The following is a 22,066-nucleotide window of genomic DNA, read 5'->3' as shown; positions in this document are numbered from 1 at the left end:
CCGCCGATTCCTCGACCGGCTCGACGCCGGACGTCACCGGCCTACCGAACCCTGGTCCCGGGCCCGGCGCAGCGCGCCGATGCCCTGTTCGAGGTTCAGCGCGGTGCGCACCCCGCCCAGGGACAGGCCCAGTTCGACCAGCGTCATGGCGACCGCGGGCCGCATGCCCACGACCACCGTGTCCGCGCCGAGGACCCGGGAGATGGCCGCGATGGTGGCCAGCATCCTGCCGACGAAGGAGTCCACGATCTCCAGCGCCGAGATGTCGATGACCACACCGTGGGCCCCGGTGTCGACGATCCGCTGCGACAGGTCCTCCTGGAGGTCCATGACCATCTGGTCCTCCAGATCGACCTGGATGGAGACCAGCAGGACGTCACCGATCTTGAGTACCGGTACCCGGTCGCTCACGCCTGGCCGCCGATCACGGCCGCGGGCGCGGCCCGGTCGATGCTGTGCAGCGCGTGCCGCAGCGCGTCGGCGAGTGTCGCCTTGGTGGTGATGTCGCCGAACTCGATCCCCAGCGCCACGATGGTCTGGGCGATCTGCGGGCGTATGCCGGATATCGTGCATTCCGCGCCCATCATGCGGGCGGCCACCACGGTCTTGAGCAGGTGCTGGGCGACCTGGGTGTCCACCGAGGGGACACCGGTGATGTCGACGATGGCGTGCGTGGCGTTCTGGTCGAGCAGCGACTGGAGCAGCTTCTCCATCACCACCTGGGTGCGGGCCGAGTCCAGCGTCCCGACCAGCGGGACACCCACGATGCCGTCCCAGAGCTTGACCACCGGCGTGGACAGCTCCAGCAGCTGCTCGGCCTGGGCGGCGATGATCTCCTCGCGCGCCTTGGCGTGCACCTCGATGGTGTAGAGCCCGAGATCGTCGAGCATCCGCGAGAACTGCAGGTACGCGTCCAGGTCGCCGGTCTCGGCGAGCGCCGGCTCCAGCACCTCCTTGAGCGCGAAGAGGCTGATCGCCGTCTCCGTCGGGCTGAAGCCCTGGCGGGCACGGTTGCGCGACAGCTCGCTCAGCAGGCTGCGCACCTCCCCGTACTCCTCGCTCCTGGTGGCCGAGCCGCCGTTCCGCAAGGCGCCGAGCAGCGCCGCGTACAGCTCGGTCAGGTCCTGCTGGACCTCCGCGGGCGTGAGCCGGCCGGCCAGCGACGACGTCACGGTGCGTATCCACCGGTCCACGAAGTCGCCCTGCCCGTCTGTCAGGAGATCCAGCAGCCGGTCCGACCTGTCCTGCGCCATCGCGCACCTCTTTCTGATCGCCTCGTCCGAAGCGAGACTACGGCACGTTCTGCCGCCTTTCGGCGGGGCCGGGGAACGGCTCCGTGTAACGAGGCACAGCACAGGGAAGTGGACCATTCATGGCCCCCCGACGACAGGGGCCGTACGAACGGAGCCGAACCCGCCACCGTCCGTCGCACCGACCCGATGGGGGCCCGCACATGTCAGCTCACAGCATTCCCCTCGCCGGGACGCCGGTCAGCGCGTCCGAGCACCCCGCGGCAGCGGCCCGCCGGACCGTGGCCCAGGTCCTGGACGGCGTCCCCGGCTGCACCGCGCGCGCCAGAGGCGACGCCGAGCTGGTCGTGTCCGAGCTGGTGAGCAACGCGCTGCGGCACGCGGGAGGCCTCGCCGCACTCCGGGCGGGCCTCACGCCCGACGGGTCCGGCCTGTGGCTGGAGGTCGAGGACACCAGCCCGCAGCGGCCGCGGGCCCGCCGGTCGCCCGGTGACGACGCCTCCCGGGCCGGTGGGTTCGGCTGGCCGATCGTGCTGCGGCTCGCCACCTCGGTGCACGTGGAGGACGTGGCAGGCGGCAAGCGGATCCGGGTCGTGCTCCCGGTGGCCTGACGGCCGCGCGGCGGGCGGTCCGGCGGGTCGAAGGGCCTGCCCGGAGGGTCTGCTCAGAGGGCCTGCACGGCCTCGTCCACGGTGGAGTAGGAGGAGAAGACCTCGTACAGCCCGGCGATGGCGAAGACCCGCCGGAGGCTGTCACCGAGCCCCGCCAGCGCGAGCGGCGAGCCCGCCTTCCCGGCCTGCTGGGAGGCGGTGACGAGCACGGTGATGCCCGTCGAGTCGCAGTACTGGACGCCGGTGAGATCGATCACCACGCCCGCGGGTGTGAAGTCCGTGCCGCTGATCACGTCACGGAGGTCGGCGGCGTTGGAGAAGTCCAGCTCGCCGGCGACGGTGATCAGGACGGGCCCCGCGGGGTGCGGCGACGCGGTGACGGTCAGGACGGGATCAGGATCGGGATCGCTCACGTTTCCTCCTCCTGGCGACTGCTGTCCCGTACGCCGCCGTTCACGCGTCCCGCGGGCGGTCCGTTTGGTTTCCGATCAGCGGGCAGAGACACATCGTAGGCGAGACGAGCCGGGAGAGGAGCGGACATGGCAGCACAGGAGGAAGCCGAGGACGGGCGGCCGGACCGCGGCCGGGGCGGGGTGTTCGCCGGGGACGACGAGATCCAACGGGACCTCGCCGCCGTCGACTGGGAGTCGACACCGCTGGGACCGCCGCGGACCTGGGGTCAGAGTCTGCGTACCGCAATCGACATCCTGCTGTCCTCGCGCTTCCCGATGTGGATGGCGTGGGGGCCGGAACTGACCTTCTTCTGCAACGCCGCCTACCGCCGCGACACCCTCGGCCGCAAGTACCCCTGGGCACTGGGGCGTCCGGCGAGCGAGGTGTGGGCGGAGATCTGGGACGACATCGGCATCCGCGTCCACAGCGTCCTCAGCACCGGGGAGGCCACCTGGGACGAGGCGCTGCTGCTCCTGCTGGAACGCTCCGGTTACCCCGAGGAGACCTACCACACCTTCTCCTACAGCCCGTTGCGCGAGGGCGACGCGGTCGTCGGCATGCTGTGCGTGGTGCGGGAGGACACCGACCGGGTCATCGCCGAGCGCCGCATGGCCACCCTGCGGGACCTGGGATCCGACCCCAGCGTGGCGCGCACCGAGGAGCAGGCGCTCGCCTTCGCCGCCCGGCAGCTCGCGCGCAACACCCGCGACCTGCCCTTCACCCTGACCTACCTGTTCGACGAGGACGGCGGCGCCCGGCTGGCCGGTACGACCGGCATAGCCGCCGGGCACCCGGCCGCGCCCGCCCGGCTGCCGGGCGGCGCCGCCGACCCGGAGGCCGGGTGGCCGGCCGCCGAGCCCGCGGCCTCGCGCGCCGCGGTCGTGACCCTGGACGGGCCGGCCTTCGCGGACCTGCCGACCGGCGGCTGGCCGTCCCCGCCCGACCGGGCGCTGGTCGTGCCGCTGCTCCGGCAGGGCGGCGGGCCCTACGGCTTCCTGGTCGCCGGGCTGAACCGCTACCGGCCGCCGGACGAGGCCACCCGCGGCTTCGTGGAACTGGTCGCGTCCCATCTGGCGGCCGTCATCGGAAGCGCCCGCAGCTACCGGGAGCAGGCACGTCGTGCCGAGGAACTGGCCGAGCTTGACCGCGCCAAGACCGCCTTCTTCTCCAACGTCAGCCATGAGTTCCGTACCCCGCTGGCCCTGATCATGGGACCCGCCGAGGAACTGCGCGCCCGGCTGGCGGACGCCGCCCCGCAGGTGCGCGAAGAGGTCGAGGTGATCCACCGCAACGGGATGCGGCTGGGCAAACTCGTCAACACCCTGCTGGACTTCTCCCGCATCGAGGCGGGACGTCTGCAGGCCCGCTACGAGGGCGCCGACCTGGCCGCGCTCACCGCCGAGCTGGCCAGCGTCTTCCGGTCGGCCGTCGAGCGGGCCGGACTGTCCTTCGAGGTGGACTGCCGCACGCTGCCCGAACCGGTCTTCCTGGACCGCGCCATGTGGGAGAAGGTGATCCTCAACCTGCTCAGCAACGCGCTGAAGTTCACCTTCGACGGGGGGATCCGGCTCACCGTGCGGGACGGGGACGGCGAGGCGGTGGTCACCGTCGCCGACACGGGCATCGGACTGCCCGAACGGGAGATCCCCCGGCTCTTCGAGCGCTTCCACCGCATGGAGAACGTCCGCTCGCGCTCCAACGAGGGCAGCGGAATCGGACTGGCCCTGGTCCGGGAGGTGGTCACGCTGCACGGCGGCACGATCGGCGCCACCAGCCGGGAGGGCGAGGGCACCACCTTCACCGTCCGGCTGCCCTACGGGCACGCGCACCTGCCGGCGGACGCGGTGGCCGGGGACGGCGACGGGTCCGCGGTCGGGTCCGCCGCCGAACCCTACGTGCAGGAGGCCCTGCGCTGGCTGCCCGCCCCGGAGGCGGCCGCCGAGCCCGCCGGGCCGGTGCCGCCGCCCGGCCACATGGTGCGCGGCGGACCCGTCGACGTCGTGGTGGCCGACGACAACGCCGACATGCGCGAGTACCTCGCCCGGCTGCTGCGGGGCGCCGGACACCGGGTCCGCACGGTCGCCGACGGCCGGGCCGCGCTGGAGGAGGTCCGCTCCCGGGCGCCCGACCTGCTGGTCGCCGACGTGATGATGCCGGTCATGGACGGGCTGCGGATGGTGGCGAAGCTGCGCGCCGGGCCGCGCACCTCGGGCGTCCCCGTCCTGCTGCTGTCCGCGCGGGCCGGTCAGGAGGCGTCCGTCGAAGGCCTGGAGGCCGGGGCCGACGACTACCTCGTCAAGCCGTTCTCCGCCGTCGACTTCCTGGCCCGGGTGCGGGCGAACGTCGAACTCGCCCGGCTGCGCACCCGGCACGCCCGCTGGCGCACCGCGCTGACCGACTCGATGCAGGACGCCTTCTTCGTGTGCGACCGGGACGGCGCCGTGATCGAGGTCAACCCCGCCTTCGCGGACGTGCTCGGATACGGGCCCGAGCACCTGCCGTACGCCCAGGAGCCGCCCTGGTGGCCGGACGCCGCTACGGACCCCGAGGGCCACCGGGCGGTCGCCCGTGCCTTCACCGCGGCCGCGGACGGGGCGGGCGGCAACCGCGTCCTGCCCCTGCGCCACCGCGACGGGCGCCGGCTGTGGGTGTCGGCGAGCCTCGCCCGGGTCCAGGACCCGGACAGCGGCGACCGGGTGCTGGTCGGCACCTTCCGCGACGTCACCGCCGAGCGGTACGCCATCCGGCGCGAGACGGCGGTCGCGGCGCTGACGGTGGGACTGTCGAGGGCCGGCAGCACGGCGGAGTCGCTGGACGGCGCGCTCAAGGAGCTGGCCGGCCTGTGGCAGGCCAGCCGCGGGCTGGCCGTGCTCTTCCCCGGCGGAGGCAGGCCCGTCACGGCGGCGATCGGCACGGCCCCGGACTGGGACACCCTCGCGGCCGAGCAGCAGGCCACCCTCTGCGCCCTGCGGGACGGCCCGTCGCTGACCCCGTCGGCCCGGGGCGGAGGCGTCGGCGTCCGCCTGGAGCACCCGCGGGGCCCGCTGGTGCTGTGGCTCGACCTCGGCGAGCACCGGCCGTTCACCGAGCAGGACGTCACCTTGCTGTCGCTGCTGGCCGGGCACCTGGCGCAGGGCCTGTCCCGCGCCCACCAGATCGACCAGCAGCGGGAGACGGCCCTGGCGCTCCAGCGCGCCATCCTGGGGCCGTCCGAACTGCCGGAGGGCTTCGCCGTGCGGTACGAGCCGGCCGCCCGCCCGCTGGAAGTGGGCGGCGACTGGTACGACACCGTCGCGCTGGCCGACGGGCGTATCGGCATCGTCGTCGGGGACTGCGTCGGCCGCGGCCTGCAGGCCGCGGCGGTCATGGGCCAGCTGCGCAGCGCGTGCCGCGCGCTGCTGCTCCAGGACCCACGCCCCGACCGGGTGCTGCTCGCGCTCGACCGCTTCGCCGCCGACCTCCCGGGGGCGATGTGCACCACCGTCTTCTGCGGCGTCCTCGACCCCGCGAGCGGCCGGCTGGCCTACTCCAGCGCGGGCCACCCGCCGGGCGTGCTGGTGCACCCCGACGGCGGTGTCCGGCTGCTCGACGAGGGGCGCTCCCTCCCGCTGGCGGTGCGTCCCGCCGACTCCCGCCCCTGCGCGTACGACCGGGTGCCGCCGCACGCGACCCTCCTGCTGTACACCGACGGCCTGGTCGAGCGCCGCCGCTGCCCGCTGACCGAGGGCATCGACCGGGCGGGGTCGGCGGTGCGCGACGGGCGGCACATCGGCGTCGAGGACCTCGCGGCCCGCCTCATGGACCGGATGGCCCCGCCCGGCGGGTACGACGACGACGTCGCACTGCTGCTCTACCGGCACCCGGCGCCGCTGAACGTGGCCTTCCCGGCTGAGGCGGCGCAGCTCGCACCGGTGCGCCGGGCCCTGCGCAACTGGCTGAACCAGTGCGCGCTGCCGCCGCAGACGGTGCAGAACGTCCTGGTCGCCGTCGGCGAGGCGTGCGCCAACGCCGTGGAGCACGGGCACCGCGACAGCCCCGGGGACACCGTCCGGCTGCGGGCGGAGGCGCGGGCGGACGACATGCACCTGACGGTTTCCGACACCGGGGGATGGCGCACGCCACGCCCCGATCCCGGCACGGACCGCGGCCGCGGGTTCACGCTCATGCGGGCGCTGATGCAGAACGTCACCGTCACGTCGGACGCCGGCGGCACCACCGTCGCCCTGCACACGAGGATCAGCCGATGACCACGCCTTTGACCCTCACCTACAGCAAGCGCCAGGACGGCGCCGTCGTGCTCCGCGCCGCGGGCGAGGTGGACCTGAGCAACTGCGCCGAGCTGGCAGCGGCCGCCGACCGGGCTCTCGGGCACGGTCCCGGGCCGCTGGTCGTCGACCTGAGCGCGGTGGAGTACCTCGACAGCGCCGGGCTCAACGAACTCCTCGTCCGGGCCCACCGCATCGAGATCGTCGCCGCCTCGCTGCTCGGCCCGGTGCTGACCATCTGCGGCCTCACCGAACTGACGACGGTGCACGGCCTCGAACCGCCGAAAGGGACGGGGGACGGCGCCGCCGGCTGAGGCCGCGGCCCGTCCGGACAGGCCCTAGTACAGCGCCATGGTCAGCCGGACGGTCGTGCCGTGCTCCGGGGTCGAGCGGATCTGCACCAGGTCGCAGAGCTGGTGGACCAGCCACAGGCCGCGGCCCCCGCTCTGGGCCGGGCTCGGCCGCGAGCGGCCCACCAGGGGGTCGCTGATGTACCCCGTGTCGTGGAACTCGCAGAGCAGCAGGTCGCCCTCCGTCCAGGTGCGCAGGGTGCCGGTGCCGCCTCCGTGCCGGATGGTGTTGGCGGCCACCTCCGTCGCGGCGACCAGCAGTTCCTGCAGTCGCGGGCCGTCCAGGCCGTGGCTCGCCGCGCACTCCGCCACCGCGCCGCGCACCTTCGCGAGATCGCCCGCCCCGTAGGCCAGGCCCCGGTCGGGGCCGCAGGCGGGGGCCAGGTCGTCGAAGCGGAAGGGCTCGTCGGAGAAGGCGGGGTTCCGGCCGTGCGTGCCGTCGGCGAGCTGGAAGGGGTGGCACAGGCGTGCGGAGTCCAGGACGGCGCTCTCGACCGTCGTGACGTCGTAGGGGCACAGCAGCCACCACGCCGGAGAGGTCGCGAAGGTCAGGTTCAGCAGCCACTCGTGGTAGCGCAGCTCGCCGCGCTCGGCCGGGGTGGCCCCGTCCCAGGGCGACTCGCTGATCCCGCGCACCGGCAGCCCGGCGCCGACGCTCTTGGCGATCCAATCGTGCCAGGCGGGGATGAGGCGTGCCGGGTTGCGGCCCAGCGCGCCGGTGTCCACGAAGGACACCTGGCGCCCCGCGCTGTCGCCGTCGAGGGCGTCGCGCAGCATGCGCCGTTTGTCGTCGCCCACCGCGATGAGGACCGTCTCGTCGGCGGCCAGCGCGTCCTGGACGAAGGACACCGCGCCCTGGAGGAACCCGGAGTCGCCCTTGTACGCGTAGAGCTCGTGGCGGAAGGCGGGCGACGCGGCGTCGTCCGGCCCGGCGGTCAGCGGCGTCGTCACGGCACCAGCTCCGCGGGGACGGCGGGATCGTCGTAGCCGAGCAACTCCCAGCACCTTCGTACGGTGGGGTTGGCGCGTTCGAGCACGATCTTGCGGCCGGGGAGGGCGGCGGCCGCCTCGGCGAGCGTCTGCATGCCCACCGCGTCCATCAGCTGCAGACCGTCGCAGCGCAGCCGCAGCGTGGCCAGCGTCCGCAGCAGTCCGGTGACCGCGACGCGGAAGGCGCCCGCGCCGTCCGCGTCGACCACGCCGCTGACGCTCCAGCAGTCGGCCGTCTGGCTGAACATGTGGAAGGAGGGCGCCTGCGCGGGGGCGCCCGCGAAATGGGGATGCACGCTCGCCGCCTGTTCCAGCACCTTGGGTGCAAATCCAGGACTCGCATAGGCGCAGACGACCATCGCCGCCGTCGCCCCGGTGAGGGCATCCAGCCGCAACTCGTGGTCGGCCACCTGCTCGGCAGTGATGTCGGCAGGCCAGATGCGGTCCATCTGTGCCAGCACCCGCAGGGCCCTGAAGCCCTGGCGGTCAGCCGTCTCCGCCTCCTGCCGCACCAGTTTCACCAGTGCGTCCACATCCCAGCGTACGCCTCCGCCGTCCGCGGCGGGGTCCACCAGCAGCCCGTGCGGGGCGCGGAAGTCCCGCCACCCGGGTGCCGACGGCCCCACGACCATGATCTTGTCGCCGAGGTTCCTGCCGTCCGACAGATACCCTCGCGCGGCGCGCCGCAGGTCACCGGGCCGCGGCACCACCCAGCAGACGTGGTCGCCGATGTCCACCGGGCCGAGGCTCGCCACGCTGCGAGCGATCCTCACACAACCCTCCCGGCTCGAACCCTGGCGCGTCTCCTCGGAGCAGTCTTTCACCCCGCGCCGCCGGTGGGTAACCGGCACCCCGGCGGCCGGGGCCGGGTTACGGCTCGGGGTCGGACGTCGGGGCGATCACGTCCTCGTAGGCGGCGAACACCGCCCCGGCCCCGGTGAGCTCCAGCAGGCGCGTCACCGCGGTGCTGACGTGGACCAGGGCGGTCGGCCGCCGGGCCGCGGTGCGGACGAGATGGTTGAGCAGCGCCGAGTCGCAGAAGGAGACCAGCGCGAGGTCGAACACGACCGGGCCGTGGAAGGTGTCCAGCACCCGCGCGGTGACCTCCTGCACGACGCCCAGCCGGTCCATGTCGAAGTCACCCTGCAAGGCGATCATCCATACCTGTCCGAACTGCTCGGAGTAGTAGACGCCGGCTGCCACGTCCTCGCCCTCCACCGACGCCGCCTCCTCTCCTGACCGGTCCGCCCGGTCGCGGCGGGCCGGCCGCGAACGTTCAGCAGAGAGTGCCAGGCCGGAGGCCCGGTACGCCACTCCGCCGGTGTCCCGGCCGGCCGCCGCCCGGGAGGGTCAGGAGGACGGTGAGGGCGTCGCCGGGCTCGAAGGCGTCGGCGGCGGACCGAAACTGACGGTGACGCGGGTGAAGCCGACGGACGTGAGCATGCCCTGGAGCATGGACCGGGTGTTGGTCTCGGCCCGCGCCGTCAGCTCCGTCTTCTTGGCCGCGTCCTGGATCTTCTGCGCGGCCAGGACGCTGAGCTTCTGCGCGTTGCCGGTGTCGCTGCCGAAGAAGTCGCCGACGCGGTCGAACAGCCCGCGTTTCTGCGAGACGACGTAGGAGTGCTCGGGGTCGAGGTTCGTCCGCTCCAGCGCCGCGTGCGGCAGCCGGATCGTCGCGGACTTGCGGTCGTCGCTGACCGTCACGGCGTCGGACTTGAGCGAGCCGAGGTCCACGTACGCGTCCACGCTGCCCGCGCCCACGTACAGGGTCCGCTCGCCGTGCACGATGTCCGGCAGGTACTTGGCGTCCTTCTGGAGGTCCACGACGACCTCGAAGTTGCCGCTCGCCCCCTCGTAGCGGTTCATGTCCTGGATCGACTTCAGCAGGACGGGCCCGCTGCGGTCGTTGGTCCGTTCGGCGAACGGGTTGGGCAGTCCCGGCAGCAGATGCAGTCCGCCGAGTAAGAGGACCAGCACCATCAGCGCCGCCAGTGCGACGACGACTCGCGCCCACCAAGGGGTGCGGCTTACCGCGGCTTCGGTGTTCATGACATACCTCCTGATCTGTCGTGTGCCCGCCGAGCACCCGAAGATGACCGGGAAGTCCCTGGAACTCCGCCGCGGCGTCTTCTCCTGCCGCGCGGCCCGGCCACGACCCCCGGCCGAAAGTTGCCAGGAGTGACCTGAGTCGCAGCGGGCAAGCGGACGTTGGGTGTCCACCTGAGCCAATTGACCGGAAAGGTTGGGAGTGTCATGACTATTCTTTGGGCCATCATCGCCGGTCTGATCATCGGCCTGCTCGCCAAGCTCGTCCTGCCGGGCCGCCAGCCCATCCCGCTGTGGCTGACCGTCGTCCTCGGCATCATCGGCGGACTGCTGGGCAACGGCCTGGCCTCCGCCTTCGGTGTCGCCGACACCAACGGCGTCGACTGGATCCGGCACGCGCTCCAGATCGGCGCGGCGGCGGTCCTGATCGGCCTCATCACCCCGCTGTACGCGGGCCGCGGCCACCGGCACCACCACCGCTTCTGAGGTGCGTCACGCCGGTGGCCGAGGCCCCGCCGTACGAGGAGGACTCGTACGGCGGGGCCTCGTTCGGCGGGCGCGCGGCCCGCGCTACTGCTTGTTGCGCAGCAGCCTGACAATGGTCGCGAGGGAGAAGGCGATCACCAGCACGGTGACGAAATCCCACAGCGGGCTCCCGGGGGCCCACCCCTGACCGACCATCTCCATTCGATGCTGCATCCTGACCTCCCGTGCCTTCGGGGACCGGACGCCGGCCTCGGCGCCGCGAACGGCCCCGAGTGCGTACGGACATGACGCCGTCCGGTCGGCTTCTACCCCCGGAACGCGTTTCCAGCCCGGCCCGCGGTACGACCGGCTCCGGCCGTCCGCGCCGCAGGTCGCCGTGATCGTGGCGGCGGTTCACGGGCGTGCGAGCGCGCGGCGGGGGAAAGCGGCCGCCATGGACGAAGCGGCCGGTCCGGGCGCCCGTCCGGTGGACCGCGGCAAGGGAACGTCGGCGACAGGGAGAGCACATGTCCGGTGGCGGGGGCACGCCGTCCGACGGCGGCCGGGAGAGACCGGCAGGCAAGGACCGGCGGCGGACACGACGGGCGGGCCGGGTGTTCGCCGTCCTCGGGACCCTCGCGCGCGCCCTCGCGGCGGCCTGGGACAAGGACGCGACCGAACGGGCCGCCGCGCTCACCTACTACACGGTGCTGGCGCTGTTCCCCGCGCTGCTGATGACCCTGTCGCTGGTCGGGCTCACCGGGAACCCCGACGGCAGCGGCGTGCCGGGCGGGCTGGAGGCCCTCATGCCCGGCGCGTCACGCCCGCTGGTCGCCGACACGCTGCGGCACCTGGCCGAGGACGCCTCGGCGACCACGTCACTGGCCGCCGTCAGCGGGGCGGCGGCCGCCTGGGCGGCGTGCAGTTACGCGGCGGTCTTCCGGCGCGCCCTGCACCACATCCACGGTGTGGCGGACCACCGCCCCGCGTGGCGCACCACGCCGCTCGTCGTCGTCACCGCGCTGATGCTGCTGGTCCTGATGGTGTGCAGCACCATCTGCGTGGTCGTCAGCGGTGAACTCGCCCGCAGGACCGGCGACGTGCTGCACATCGGCAGCTCGCTGGTCTCGGCGTGGCGCGGGCTGCGCTGGCCCGGCCTGGTCGCCGTGGCCGCCGTGACGGTACTGATCCTCTTCCGCTCCGGGCCGCCCGCCACGCGCGGGCTGCGGACGACCGCGCCGGGCGGCGGCGTGGCCATCGCCCTGTGGCTGCTCAGCTCGGCCGGCTTCGCGACGTACACCACCCGCCTGGGCACGTACGACCGGCTGTACGGCCAGCTCTCCGGCGCCGTGGCCTTCCTGGTGTGGCTGTGGTTCACCAACCTCGCGCTGCTCGTCGGCGCGCACTACAACGCCGTCCTGGTGTCTCGGACATCCGCCGTCCCGGAACGGGAGGGCGACGACGCGGGCCGTCCGCCCGCGCCGGGCACGCCCGCCGAACCGCCGGCCGCCGCCCCGCCGCCCGGCCGCGCACGGCGGTCCGGACGCGCCGCGCGCTGACCCGCGCGCGGCGCGGCCGCACCGCCGGGGACCACCGCCCTCACCCGTCCTTGCCCTGCGGGGCGCTTGACCCGCCGTCGCGCGCGGGCCGTACCCCGTAGCGGCGCGCGGCCGCGTTCAGGGAGCGCAGGGCCAGCAGCAGGACACCGATGTCGTCGAGGTAGACCGGGTCGGGCAGCAGGTCCACCGGGCAGACGAGATAGGCCACCGACGCCCAGAACATCGCCTTGTGGGGTAGGGGCACCCCCGAGGCCTTCAGCAGCCGCCACGTCCGGATCAGCCTGATCAGCAGCCTCAGCGCGATCACCAGGCAGACCACGGCGAGGACTGCCGCCAGCCAGAGCAGCAGACGCTCCCTGCCGTCCATCCGCATCACCTCCGTGCTCTGCGTCTTCCCCGGATACCGCCCGACGCGCCTGGGGAGTCGAGCGGGCCGCCGCGGTCGCCCGGCGGGAAACGGCAGGTCGCCGTGCCCCCTGCGCGAGGAGCCGGCGGGCGGGGGTGTCACCATGATCGCCATGACACACCTCAGCAAGGGCGCCAACACCCCCGTCCCGGAAGCCGCTCTGCGGGTCGCCGTGTGCCGGCGGCAGGTCGCGGGCGCCCCGGTGGTGGACGCCTCCGCGCTGCTGCTCGGCGCGGACGGCAAGGTCCGGGGCGACGCGGACCTCGTCTTCTACAACCAGCCCGCGCATCCCTCGGGGGCGGTACGGCACGCCGGAACGGCCGAGGGCGGCGGCATCCTCGCCGAGTGGCTGGAGGTGGACCTGCCGCGCGTCGAACCCGGTGTGCAGCGGGTGCTGATAGCGGGCTCGTGCGACGGCGGGGTGTTCGGGCAGGTCCCCGGGCTGTACGTGCAGGCGCTGGCGGCGGACGGCGCCGTCGTCGCCCACTACGAGGTCGGCGACGCGTCGAGCGAGACGGCGTTCGTGCTCGGCGAGTTCTACCGGCGCGGCGGGCAGTGGAAGTTCCGGGCGATCGGGCAGGGGTACGCGTCCGGACTCGCCGGGCTGGCCACGGACTTCGGCATCGCCGTCGACGCACCCGAGGACGCTCCCGCGCCCGCCTCTTCCCCCGCGCCCGCCGCCGCCGTGCGGGACGCCCTCCCGTACTCCTTCGGGCCCGGGTTCGAGCCCTACGTCCGGCGCGGGCGCGGCAACGGTGTGGTCTCGGTGGACGTCCCCCTGCCCGCGGGGCCGGTGATCGTCGAGGCCTGGCACGAGGGCGAGGGCTACTTCGGCGCCCACACCCTCGACCGGCGCAACCAGAACGGCGATCTGCTCTTCAACACCACCGCGCGCGACTTCCGCGGCCGCGCCCTGGTCCGCGTCCCGCAGGACCGCCCGCTGCGGCTGCGCGTGGAGAGCGACAACGGCTGGACGGTGCTCGTGCAGCCGCTGTCGGCCGCGCGCCGCCTCGGCGCCGCCCCGTTGCACGGCAACGGCCCCGAGGTCGTGGTGTACGAGGGCGGCGCCGCCGATCTCGACGTGGAGTACGCGGGCGACGAGGACGGCGAGGGCTACTTCGGGGTGACCTCCCACGAGGCCTCGTCGCTCGACGACCCGGACGCCTACGACCTGCTGGTCAACGACACCGGCCGGCTGCGGCAGACCGCGCCGCTGACCGACGGCCCGCTGCTGCTCGTGGTCGAGGCCGACGGCCCCTGGCAGCTCGCCGCCCGGCCGCTGCCCGGCCACGACGGGCCCGCGCGGCAGAGCGCCGGCCTTTGGACCGGACGCGGCGCCGGGACCGTGACCCTGGCCAACCCCTCCCCGGGGCGGCCCGCGCTGCTGGAGTACGCGGTCACCAGCGAGGACACGGTCTTCGGCCACCAGGTGAAGCTGCTCGACGAGTACGACGACGAGGAGGACTTCCTCAGCGGCTCCCAGCACGGCGACCACGGCCGTACCCTGCTCTTCCGCAAGGGCGAGAGCGAGGTGCGGCTGCGGCTGGACGGCGTGCGCGGGTGGAGCCTGCGGCTGCTGCCGGCCGAACAGGTCCCGGCGCTCACCGGCCCCGTGGAGGGCACCGGCAGCACCGTCCTGCGGTACGACGGCCCACCCGCGCTGCTCGGGCTGCGGCGCACCACGCGTGACGACGGCAACCTGCTCACCCGCACCTTCCAGGCCGGCGGCCGCTCGGCGATCTCCGCCGACACCGCGGGCCGGCGGCGCCCGGTGACCGGCCCGCTGTGGGTGTCGGCGGCGGGCCACTGCTACGTCCAGGTCAGCGCGGGCGACCGTACCGGGTGGCGGCTGGAGACGGCCTCCCTGGCCACTGTGCCGGAGATCGGCAAGGGCGCCGAGGGCCAGGGCTACGCGGTCGTCCGCAACACCGGGCCCGCCGCCGAGGTGATGGTCGCCTACGAGCCGGGCGGCACGCTCGACCTGCCGGTGCTGTGGGAGCTGGACGACCGGCTGGAACCGGTGCGCCGGATCAGCACCTCCGCCGGACTCCAGCGGCTGCCGAGCGGCTATGTGCAGTTCCGGTGCGGCGGCCGGTGGACCCTCGAACCGAGGGGCTGAGCGGGTACGCGGCCGGGCCCCGGCGGGGGCCCGGCGGCCGGTCAGCGTTCGTTGGGCTCCCAGACGGGCAGCCAGACGTCGTTGGGCGAGCCCGGGACCGTGCAGTCGTACTGGATCAGCAGGTGGCCGATCCCGAGGCCGCCGGCGACGTTCAGGCACTTGTTGGCCGACTTGTCGACGATCTGGTAGCCGATGCCCGCGGGCACGAACCGCCACAGTTCGTTGGGGGCGGTTCCGCACGTGTACTGGATGACCTCGGTGCCGTTGGCGGTGCCGCCCCCGGTGACGTTGACGCACTTGCCGCTGCTGACGGACCTGATCGTGTAGAAGCCGCCCCCGGCGGCGTCCAGCTGCCAGCGCTCGTTCGCCCCGTTGGTCAGCGGGTACTGGATGACCGGCACGCCGTCCGAGCTGCCCGCCCCGCGGACGTTCGCGACCTCGCCGGGGTTCGCGGCCAGCCGCAGCGTGAACTGCTGGGCCACGATCGCCTTCGGCGCCGGGCCCGCGGGGTGGTCGGCCGCGGCCGCCCCCTGCGTCCCGAACGCCACCCCGGCGGTCACCGCCAGGGCGCCCGCCCCCGCCGCCAGATTCCTGAGGGTCTTCACGCGGTGTGCCTCCTGCTCCGTCGTGCAGATGAGAAAGACAGGAGGAGTATTACGGTACGAAGTCGGGCAACAGGTGACTTTCGAAAACGAATGCACCGCACATAGCCCGGTTGGCCGCAGGGCGTGGGCGGCAGGGTCCGCCGCGCTCACCCGGCGCCGGTACCCGCGCGCCGTTCAGCCCCTGCCGAAGATCCCGTCCGGGAACGCCCCGTTGCCCAGCGCCGTCGCGGCCAGCCCGCCCGCGAGGTCGGTGAGGCGGGCGACCCCGTCCGCCCCCAGGCGGTCGTAGGGCGCGGCGGCCAGCCGGTCCGTCTCGCGCTCCAGGTCCGCGCGCAGCGCCGTCCCGGCCTCGGTCGGATCACCGTCCGCGTCCAGCAGGCCCCTGTCCCGCAGCCGGTCCTCGGCCGCCGCCCACTCCTGCTCGCTCCAGCCGCGGGTCGCCCGCGCGAAGACCGGGGTGAAGCCGCGCCCGGAGGCGGTGTGGGAGACCAGCGCCTCCAGCCCGTCCAGGCCCGCGCGGGTGAGCAGGGCGATATGGCCGTCCCCGCGGTACTCGCGCAGGACCGTCGCCGCCTGCCACAGCGCCAGGTGCGGCTGTGTCGCCGCGGGCCGGTCCGCCTCCGCGGCGCCCAGCGGACGGCCCGCCCGCTCGCAGCCCGCCGCGGCCCGCCGGGCCAGCTCGGCCGCCTCGGCCGTCACCGCGGATTCCACCACCGCGTCGCCCAGCAGCCGCCGCAGCAGCCTGTCGGCGGCCCGCAGCCGGGCCGCGAGCAGCTGCTCGGGCGTGGCGACATCCCAGACCGCGGGTACGTGCCGGGCGATCAGCGCATGGCTGAAGTTGAAGAAGGTCGCCGTCACCGTACCGGGCCCGACGGCGCCCATCGCCGCGGACCGGGCACCGAAGTACCCCGCGGCGCTGAAGTAGGCCCCGGGCGCCCTGGCGAGCCCGAGGGCCTCCATCTCCGCGTCGAACTCCGGCGAGAAGTACACCGCGGAGTGCAGGGCGTTGAGAGGATTGTGGCACCGGCGTCCGGCCCGGGGGTCCGTCATGCGGATCAGCCTACAAGCCGCCGATCGGCGCGAGGAGGGCCCGCCGCCGGGCGGTCGCCGTCCCGCCCCTTCCGGAGGCGGGTCAGAAGGCGTCCCCGGAAGGGCCGGGCGCGGGGCCGAGGTGGCGGGCGAAGAAGCGGACGCAGCTGTCGATTTCGAAGGGCGCGCCACTCCGGGCCGACGGGCTCGCCGGCCGCCTCCCGTCCCTGGATGATCGCGACCAGCCGCTCGACCTCGGGGTGTTGCGGCCGGTCGCCGGCGCCCGTGACGGGCGTCCACAGCGCCCCGGGGATCTCCCCGACGGCGAAGAGCTGTTCGCGGACGCCGCCTTCCACCGTTTCCGAGGTGATGCGCATGCGCGGATGCCAGCAGAGGCGGCGCCGGGGCCGCAACCCGGTATCCAAGGGGCTGGGCGAACCGCGTGATCTCGCGGCGCGGCGCGCGGTTCGGGACGGTGCCGCCGCCGCGGGCCCGGTCTACGCTGTGGCCCGCGGTCACCGCATGATCATCCGCTGTCGCCGGCGGACGGCGGCGGATCCGGCCGCGTTCGTACGTCGTCCGTGGTCACACGGCCGGCGCGGCGTTCCCCCGGCGGAACCGTTCGCTGATCCAACACACGCTGATCGGCAGGTGTTTGACGCTCGTTCACCCGGGACGCCGAACGTACGCACAGGCGAGCGCACCCGGGACCTCCGGTGCTGCTCGCCGTTTGCCGGTTCACCGGTGGAGCACTCTTGCGAGCGGAAGGCGGCACGGTGGCGTTGAACGGGCTGGTCAGATGGCGCGGACGCCGGTGGGGCGGACGGGCGCAGCGGAAGGCCGCCGTCGCGGTGGTCGCCGCGGGGCTCGCGATCGTCGGGCTGCCGTCGGCAGGCGCCGCGACGGGGGCGATCCCGTTCACGGCGGCGCCGCAGGCGTACGACCTCACGGGCGGCGCGTACTGCTCCGCGACCACGGGGCTCGCGAACGTCGCGCTGGACGCCAACCTGATCTCCAACCCGGGCGCGGAGTACGCGACCACGCGCGGGGCGCTGCCGGGCGGCGCGGGCACCACCGCCGGCAGCGGGGTCACGGACCCCGACGCGGTACTCCTGCCCGACTGCTGGTCGCTCACCTCCACCATCGCCGGCACCGACGCGGCGAACGAGATCGCCAGCGTCGCCGCCGCCTCCTACCCCGGCAAGGCCGGCGCCCAGAACTTCTACGGCGGCAAGAGCGCCAACGACAAGGCGCCCGCCGGGACGGTCACCACCGCGACCCAGACGATCGACCTCGCCCCGCTCGGTGACGTCGCCGGCAAGCACTTCGCGCTCGAAGCGAGCCTGGGCGGTTACGCCAACCAGGACGACGCCACCTCCGTCAGCGCGACCTGGGAGGACTCCGAGGGCAACCCGGTCGACGACGGCACCTCCCGCCCCGCGGTCACCACGCTGGGCCCGGTGATGGCGGCCGACCGCGGCGACACCTCCAGCATGCTGCCGCGCAGCCACTACGGGACCGTGCCCGACGGCGCGACCCGGGTCGTCGTCACCTTGACCTTCACCATGGGCGGCGCCGGGCACAACGACGCCAACGCCGACAACCTCAGCCTCGTCGTCGGTGACAAAGCGGTCGCACCGGCCGGTCAGGACTACGACCGGACGGCCACCTGCCCGCACCCCGCCGCGATCGGCGCGGGCAAGAACCTGATCTCCAACCCGGGCGCGGAGGACCACGACACGGTCGCCTACCCGTACGGCACCGGCGGCGGCGTCACCAACCCCGGCCAGGCGAACGCGACCCTCGACGTGCCGGCGTGCTGGATCAGCCACGGCGACCTGCCGGCGCCCGACGCGGTCGTGGAGTCCAGGACGCAGAAGGGCCCGTACCCGGGCCTGGAGGGCTCCCGGTACTTCTTCGGCGGGAACAACTCCAGCGCGACCCCGGCCGCGAACCCCGGCTTCACCCCGGCCCCGGGCTTCCGCAACGACGTCCAGGGCGTGACGACCACGGCCAGCCAGACCATCGACGTCAGCGGCCTGGACGCCGGCGGCCACCCCTTCGCGCTCTCCGGCCAGCTCGGCGGCTACTCGACGCAGGGCGACTTCGCCCAGGTCCAGGCCGCCTTCCAGGACGCGGCGGGCACCACCTTGGCCCAGGCGCAGATCGGGCCGATCACCGAGACCGAGCGGGTCGCGGCCGCCGACTACCTCGCGGCGAAGGGCGGCACCCCGGCCGACAGCGGCATGCTGCCCACCCAGACGCTCGGCACCCTGCCCCAGGGCACCGTCAAGGTCGTCGTCACGATCTCCGCGACGGCGATCTCGTCCGGCAACGACAGCAACGGCATCGCCGACGACCTCGGCTTCGTCATCGACCCCACCGCGTCCGGCACCCACGCGCAGAACTACGACCTCACCACCGGCACCCACGGCGGCGTCCCGAACTGCCCCGACCCGGCGGTTCCGGCCCTGGACCAGAACCTGGTGTCCAACCCGGGCGCGGAGAACTACACCTCCGACGTGTGGTTCGGCGCCCCCGGTGACGCGTCGGTGGCCGTACCGGACTGCTGGGCCAGCGCCTCCCCGCTGCCCGCGCCCCGGGCCGTCGCCGAGTCCTACGCGCAGGCCCCGTCCAGCTACCCGCCCGCCCGCACCAGCACCCGCGTCTTCTGGGGCGGCCACGACCCGCAGAACGCGATCGCGGGTGTCGCCACCACCCAGACCCAGCCGATCGACCTCGGCCCGCTCGGTGACGTCGAGGGCAGGTCCTTCAAGCTCTCCGGCCTGCTCGGCGGCTACGCCACGCAGAACGACAACGCCGTGGTGACCGCCGACTTCCAGGACGGCGGCGGCAAGACGCTCACCGTCGCGAGCATCGGCCCGGTCAAGGCCAACCAGCGGGCCGCAGTCTCCAGCCTTGTTCCGCAGGCCTGGTACGGGACCGTCCCCACCGGTGCCGCCAAGGTGATCGTGAAGATCACCATGACCGCGGTGAACACCGGCGCCGACAACAACGGCGAGGCGGACGACCTCAGCCTGGTCATCGGCGACAGCACCAAGCCGACCGGCCCGATCCTGCAGACCCTGCCCTACGACGCCACGGGCGGCGGCGAGGTCCGCATCGACCCGACCACGGGCCTGCCGCTGCCGCCCGCCGGCGGCCTCTACCGCCCAGCCGGGGTCTCCGCGGACAAGGGCGTCGTCTACGCCTCCAACACCGGTGACAACGTCATCGCCGCCCTGTCGAACGGCCGGAGCACGGTCGTCGCGGGCTCGCTGGAGGGCTCCGGCCTGGCCGGCGACGGCGGTCCGGCCACCGCCGCCACGCTCTACCAGCCCGGCGGCACCGCCGTGGACGCCAAGGGCGACCTGTACATCGCCGACAGCGCCGACAACGTGATCCGCGAGATCACCCCCGACGGGGTCATCCACCGCGTCGCGGGCACCGGGAAGGCCGGCGGCGCCGGCTCCGACCTCTCCGGCCAGGAGCAGCGGGCCGCCACCCGCACCTCGCTCAACCACCCCCAGGCGGTAGCGGTCGGCGCGGACGGCAGCGTCTACATCGCCGACACCTTCGACAACCGCGTCCTGAAGCTCCTGCCGAACGGGAAGATCACCGCCTTCGCCGGCAGCGGCAAGGCCGGGTACGCCGGTGACGGCGGCGCCGCCCACAAGGCGAAGCTGAGCATGCCCACCGGCGTGGCCGTCGACGGCCACGGCGACGTCTACATCGCCGACGCGTCCAACAACGTCGTCCGCAAGGTCGACGCCAAGCGCGGCACCATCACGACGGTCGCGGGCAACTACGCCAAGGACAAGGCCGAGAACGACGGCCGCGGCGGCTGGTCCGGCGACGGCGGCCCCGCCGTCAAGGCCCAGCTCAACGTCCCGCAGGGCGTGGCCGTCGACAGCGCGGGCGACCTCTTCATCGCCGACACCTTCAACAACGCGATCCGCGAGGTCACCCCCGACGGCATCATCACCACCGTCGTCAACGCCGCGGCGCCCGCCGCGGGCGGCGAGAGCAGCGGCCAGGCCCCGGCCGCCTCGCACCTCAACACCCCGTACGCCGTCGCGGTCGACCGGTCGACCGGCGTCCTGTACATCGCCGACACCACCAACAGCGCCATCGCCGAGGTCCTGGGCGTCGCCCGCTGAGGCGGCCGGGAAGCATCCCCGGCTCCCGGCCCCCGGACCGACCCGACCCCGACTCCGTGACGAGGAAAGACACCCGCATGTCCGACAACAGCACCGACCCGAGCAGCCGCGGCACCTCGCGGCGCGCCTTCATCGCCGGGGCGGCCTCGATCGCCGCCGCCGCCGGGATGTCCGGCGTGCTGCCCGCCCAGCTGGCCCGCGCCGCGTCCGCCGACCGGCGCAGCTTCGACCTCTCGCAGATCAAACACGTCGTGTACGTCATGCAGGAGAACCGGTCGTTCGACCACTACTTCGGCACCTTCCCCGGCGCCCGCGGCTTCAGCGACAAGAAGGCGATGAAGCTGCCGAACGGCAACTCCGTCTTCAAGCAGCCCGACCCGGCCAACCCCGACGGGTGGCTGGAGCCCTTCCACATGGACACCGTCAAGACCGGCGCGGCCGCCGTGCCGTCCCTCTCGCACGACTGGCGCGACCAGCACGCCGCCTGGAACGAGGGCGCGATGGACGGCTGGCTGGTCTCCCACCTCGCCTCGGACGGCGACGTGAAGGGCTCCTACACGATGGGCTACCTGAAGAAGGAGGACATCCCCTTCCACTGGGCGCTCGCCGAGAACTTCACCCTGCTCGACCACTACTTCTGCTCGGTGCTCGGCCCCACCTACCCCAACCGGGCGGTGTGGATGTCGGGCACCAACGACCCGCAGGGCAAGCAGGGCGGCCCGATCCTGGAGACGGTGCAGCCCAACACGCTGGCCTGGAAGTCGGCGGCCGAGGTGCTCTTCGACGCCGGGTACACCGTCAAGACGTACACCAGCTCCGGCAGCTACAACTACTTCAGCTGGTGGGCCAACTTCAAGGAGCCGGGCCTCGTCCCGGCCGAGCTGTACAATCGGATACGGCTCAACGGCACCCTGTTCGGCGACGGCACGCCCGGCGGCGTGGGCGACCCGCTCAACCCGACCATGGCGAGCACGCCCTACCTCGGCTTCGAGGAGGACTGCGCCAACGGCACCCTCGCCGACGTGACGTGGCTCTTCCCGGACGGCCCCTACGCCTCCGACGAGCACCCGCCGAACACCCCCGCCGCGGGCGCGTACTTCCTCGCCTCCAAGCTGGAGGCCCTCGCGGCGAACGAGGAGCTGTGGAACTCGACCGTCTTCGTCATCAACTACGACGAGAACGACGGCTTCTTCGACCACGTCCCGCCGCCGGTCCCGGACCGCAAGGCGTACCCCGAGGAGTACGTGAGCCTCCCGTCGCCCAAGGGCACCCCGGGCGGCGGTCTGCCGGTCGGCGCGGGGTTCCGCGTGCCGTGCCTCGTGGTGTCCCCGTGGACGGTCGGCGGCCACGTCTTCTCCGAGATCTCCGACCACACCTCGCCGCTGCGGCTCATCGAGTCGGTCACCGCGGCGGGCGGCCTGTCGGGCAAGGGCGCGGTGACCTTCGACGCCATCACGCGGTGGCGCCGGAAGACCTTCAGCGACCTCACCGGAGTCTTCCGCCATGGTGCCAAGCCGGCGCCGTCGGACCCGGAGTTCCACGAGGAGGCCCGGCTCGCCAACGTCAACGCGCAGGCCGAGGCCGCGACCCAGCCCATGCCGCAGGTGCCCGGCGCGACCCAGGAGATGCCCCACCAGCGGCACTGACACTGCGCGACGGCGGCCGCCCGGTGGCGGGCCCGTGATTCCACGGTGCACGTGTACGTCATCTCGGTCGTCTCGTCGTCGTACGAGGTGACCGTGGTGAAGTCCTTGCCGC

General features: G+C 73.6%; 19 protein-coding genes. 8 read left to right on the top strand and 11 right to left on the bottom strand.

All coding sequences use genetic code 11. The features are described from left to right. Nucleotides 1-33: 33 nt before the first annotated feature. Both ACWERV_RS26980 and ACWERV_RS26975 read right to left on the bottom strand, forming a co-directional pair. Nucleotides 34-411 carry an STAS domain-containing protein gene (locus tag ACWERV_RS26980; RefSeq protein ID WP_452937685.1) on the bottom strand — a complete coding sequence of 126 codons (378 nt, stop codon included), beginning with the start codon at nucleotides 409-411 and terminating at the stop codon, nucleotides 34-36. Further along, nucleotides 408-1,253: an STAS domain-containing protein gene (locus ACWERV_RS26975; protein ID WP_452937683.1), complete on the bottom strand. Its 846-nt coding sequence runs from the start codon at nucleotides 1,251-1,253 to the stop codon at nucleotides 408-410. The genes ACWERV_RS26980 and ACWERV_RS26975 overlap by 4 nt, the downstream gene beginning before the upstream one ends. A gap of 200 nt (nucleotides 1,254-1,453) precedes the next feature. Here ACWERV_RS26975 and ACWERV_RS26970 point away from each other — a divergent pair, with 200 nt between their 5' ends. Further along, the gene (locus tag ACWERV_RS26970) at nucleotides 1,454-1,861 is read left to right on the top strand and encodes an ATP-binding protein (RefSeq protein ID WP_452937682.1); all 408 of its coding nucleotides are present in this window, start codon (nucleotides 1,454-1,456) and stop codon (nucleotides 1,859-1,861) included. 53 nt (nucleotides 1,862-1,914) lie between these two features. On the opposite strand, the gene ACWERV_RS26965 is transcribed toward ACWERV_RS26970, so the two are convergent. Further along, nucleotides 1,915-2,274 carry an STAS domain-containing protein gene (locus tag ACWERV_RS26965; protein ID WP_452937679.1) on the bottom strand — a complete coding sequence of 120 codons (360 nt, stop codon included), beginning with the start codon at nucleotides 2,272-2,274 and terminating at the stop codon, nucleotides 1,915-1,917. A 126-nt stretch (nucleotides 2,275-2,400) separates the two neighbouring features. On the opposite strand from ACWERV_RS26965, the gene ACWERV_RS26960 reads away from it, so the two are divergent. Both ACWERV_RS26960 and ACWERV_RS26955 read left to right on the top strand, forming a co-directional pair. Further along, on the top strand, nucleotides 2,401-6,561 hold the full coding sequence (locus ACWERV_RS26960; RefSeq protein ID WP_452937676.1) for a SpoIIE family protein phosphatase: 4,161 nt from the start codon (nucleotides 2,401-2,403) through the stop codon (nucleotides 6,559-6,561). Beyond that, entirely contained in the window at nucleotides 6,558-6,893 is a 336-nt protein-coding gene (locus ACWERV_RS26955; RefSeq protein ID WP_452937673.1) for an STAS domain-containing protein, read from the top strand. The genes ACWERV_RS26960 and ACWERV_RS26955 overlap by 4 nt, the downstream gene beginning before the upstream one ends. A gap of 24 nt (nucleotides 6,894-6,917) precedes the next feature. Here ACWERV_RS26955 and ACWERV_RS26950 read toward each other — a convergent pair whose 3' ends face one another. The 4 genes from ACWERV_RS26950 to ACWERV_RS26935 form a co-directional block, all read right to left on the bottom strand. Next, nucleotides 6,918-7,880 (bottom strand): anti-sigma factor RsbA family regulatory protein, encoded by a 963-nt coding sequence (locus ACWERV_RS26950; protein ID WP_452937671.1) that lies wholly within the window; start codon nucleotides 7,878-7,880, stop codon nucleotides 6,918-6,920. Continuing rightward, the gene (locus ACWERV_RS26945) at nucleotides 7,877-8,692 is read right to left on the bottom strand and encodes an MEDS domain-containing protein (protein ID WP_452937668.1); all 816 of its coding nucleotides are present in this window, start codon (nucleotides 8,690-8,692) and stop codon (nucleotides 7,877-7,879) included. The genes ACWERV_RS26950 and ACWERV_RS26945 overlap by 4 nt, the downstream gene beginning before the upstream one ends. A 97-nt stretch (nucleotides 8,693-8,789) precedes the next feature. After that, complete coding sequence (locus ACWERV_RS26940) at nucleotides 8,790-9,137, bottom strand: STAS domain-containing protein (RefSeq protein WP_398183704.1); 348 nt, start codon at nucleotides 9,135-9,137, stop codon at nucleotides 8,790-8,792. A 132-nt stretch (nucleotides 9,138-9,269) separates the two neighbouring features. After that, complete coding sequence (locus ACWERV_RS26935; protein WP_452937665.1) at nucleotides 9,270-9,968, bottom strand: DUF4230 domain-containing protein; 699 nt, start codon at nucleotides 9,966-9,968, stop codon at nucleotides 9,270-9,272. Nucleotides 9,969-10,172: 204 nt separating this feature from the next. Between ACWERV_RS26935 and ACWERV_RS26930 the strand changes: the two genes are divergently transcribed. Continuing rightward, nucleotides 10,173-10,451 (top strand): GlsB/YeaQ/YmgE family stress response membrane protein, encoded by a 279-nt coding sequence (locus ACWERV_RS26930; RefSeq protein ID WP_398183699.1) that lies wholly within the window; start codon nucleotides 10,173-10,175, stop codon nucleotides 10,449-10,451. An 84-nt stretch (nucleotides 10,452-10,535) separates the two neighbouring features. On the opposite strand, the gene ACWERV_RS26925 is transcribed toward ACWERV_RS26930, so the two are convergent. Beyond that, a complete protein-coding gene (locus ACWERV_RS26925; RefSeq protein ID WP_398183696.1) occupies nucleotides 10,536-10,664 on the bottom strand; it encodes a hypothetical protein in 129 nt (42 codons plus the stop codon). 293 nt (nucleotides 10,665-10,957) lie between these two features. Here ACWERV_RS26925 and ACWERV_RS26920 point away from each other — a divergent pair, with 293 nt between their 5' ends. Beyond that, on the top strand, nucleotides 10,958-11,989 hold the full coding sequence (locus tag ACWERV_RS26920; protein WP_452937662.1) for a YihY/virulence factor BrkB family protein: 1,032 nt from the start codon (nucleotides 10,958-10,960) through the stop codon (nucleotides 11,987-11,989). 40 nt (nucleotides 11,990-12,029) lie between these two features. On the opposite strand, the gene ACWERV_RS26915 is transcribed toward ACWERV_RS26920, so the two are convergent. Further along, entirely contained in the window at nucleotides 12,030-12,356 is a 327-nt protein-coding gene (locus ACWERV_RS26915; RefSeq protein ID WP_452937659.1) for a YkvA family protein, read from the bottom strand. 151 nt (nucleotides 12,357-12,507) lie between these two features. Between ACWERV_RS26915 and ACWERV_RS26910 the strand changes: the two genes are divergently transcribed. Then, nucleotides 12,508-14,514: a TerD family protein gene (locus tag ACWERV_RS26910; protein ID WP_452937656.1), complete on the top strand. Its 2,007-nt coding sequence runs from the start codon at nucleotides 12,508-12,510 to the stop codon at nucleotides 14,512-14,514. Between the two features lie 41 nt (nucleotides 14,515-14,555). Here ACWERV_RS26910 and ACWERV_RS26905 read toward each other — a convergent pair whose 3' ends face one another. Together ACWERV_RS26905 and ACWERV_RS26900 are read right to left on the bottom strand one after the other, a co-directional pair. Next, nucleotides 14,556-15,119, bottom strand: coding sequence for an RICIN domain-containing protein (locus ACWERV_RS26905; RefSeq protein WP_452937654.1), 564 nt, complete (start codon nucleotides 15,117-15,119; stop codon nucleotides 14,556-14,558). 174 nt (nucleotides 15,120-15,293) lie between these two features. Next, nucleotides 15,294-16,169, bottom strand: coding sequence for an SCO6745 family protein (locus ACWERV_RS26900; RefSeq protein ID WP_452937651.1), 876 nt, complete (start codon nucleotides 16,167-16,169; stop codon nucleotides 15,294-15,296). Between the two features lie 755 nt (nucleotides 16,170-16,924). Between ACWERV_RS26900 and ACWERV_RS26895 the strand changes: the two genes are divergently transcribed. Beyond that, nucleotides 16,925-20,308 (top strand): NHL domain-containing protein, encoded by a 3,384-nt coding sequence (locus ACWERV_RS26895; RefSeq protein WP_452937648.1) that lies wholly within the window; start codon nucleotides 16,925-16,927, stop codon nucleotides 20,306-20,308. A 77-nt stretch (nucleotides 20,309-20,385) separates the two neighbouring features. Beyond that, complete coding sequence (locus ACWERV_RS26890) at nucleotides 20,386-21,954, top strand: alkaline phosphatase family protein (protein WP_398183679.1); 1,569 nt, start codon at nucleotides 20,386-20,388, stop codon at nucleotides 21,952-21,954. The last annotated feature ends 112 nt before the right edge of the window (nucleotides 21,955-22,066 follow it).

This window comes from Streptomyces sp. NPDC004031, from assembly GCF_053604375.1.
The sequence above is the reverse complement of the archived record's forward strand: the minus strand, read 5'-3'. Positions and strand labels throughout refer to the sequence as shown.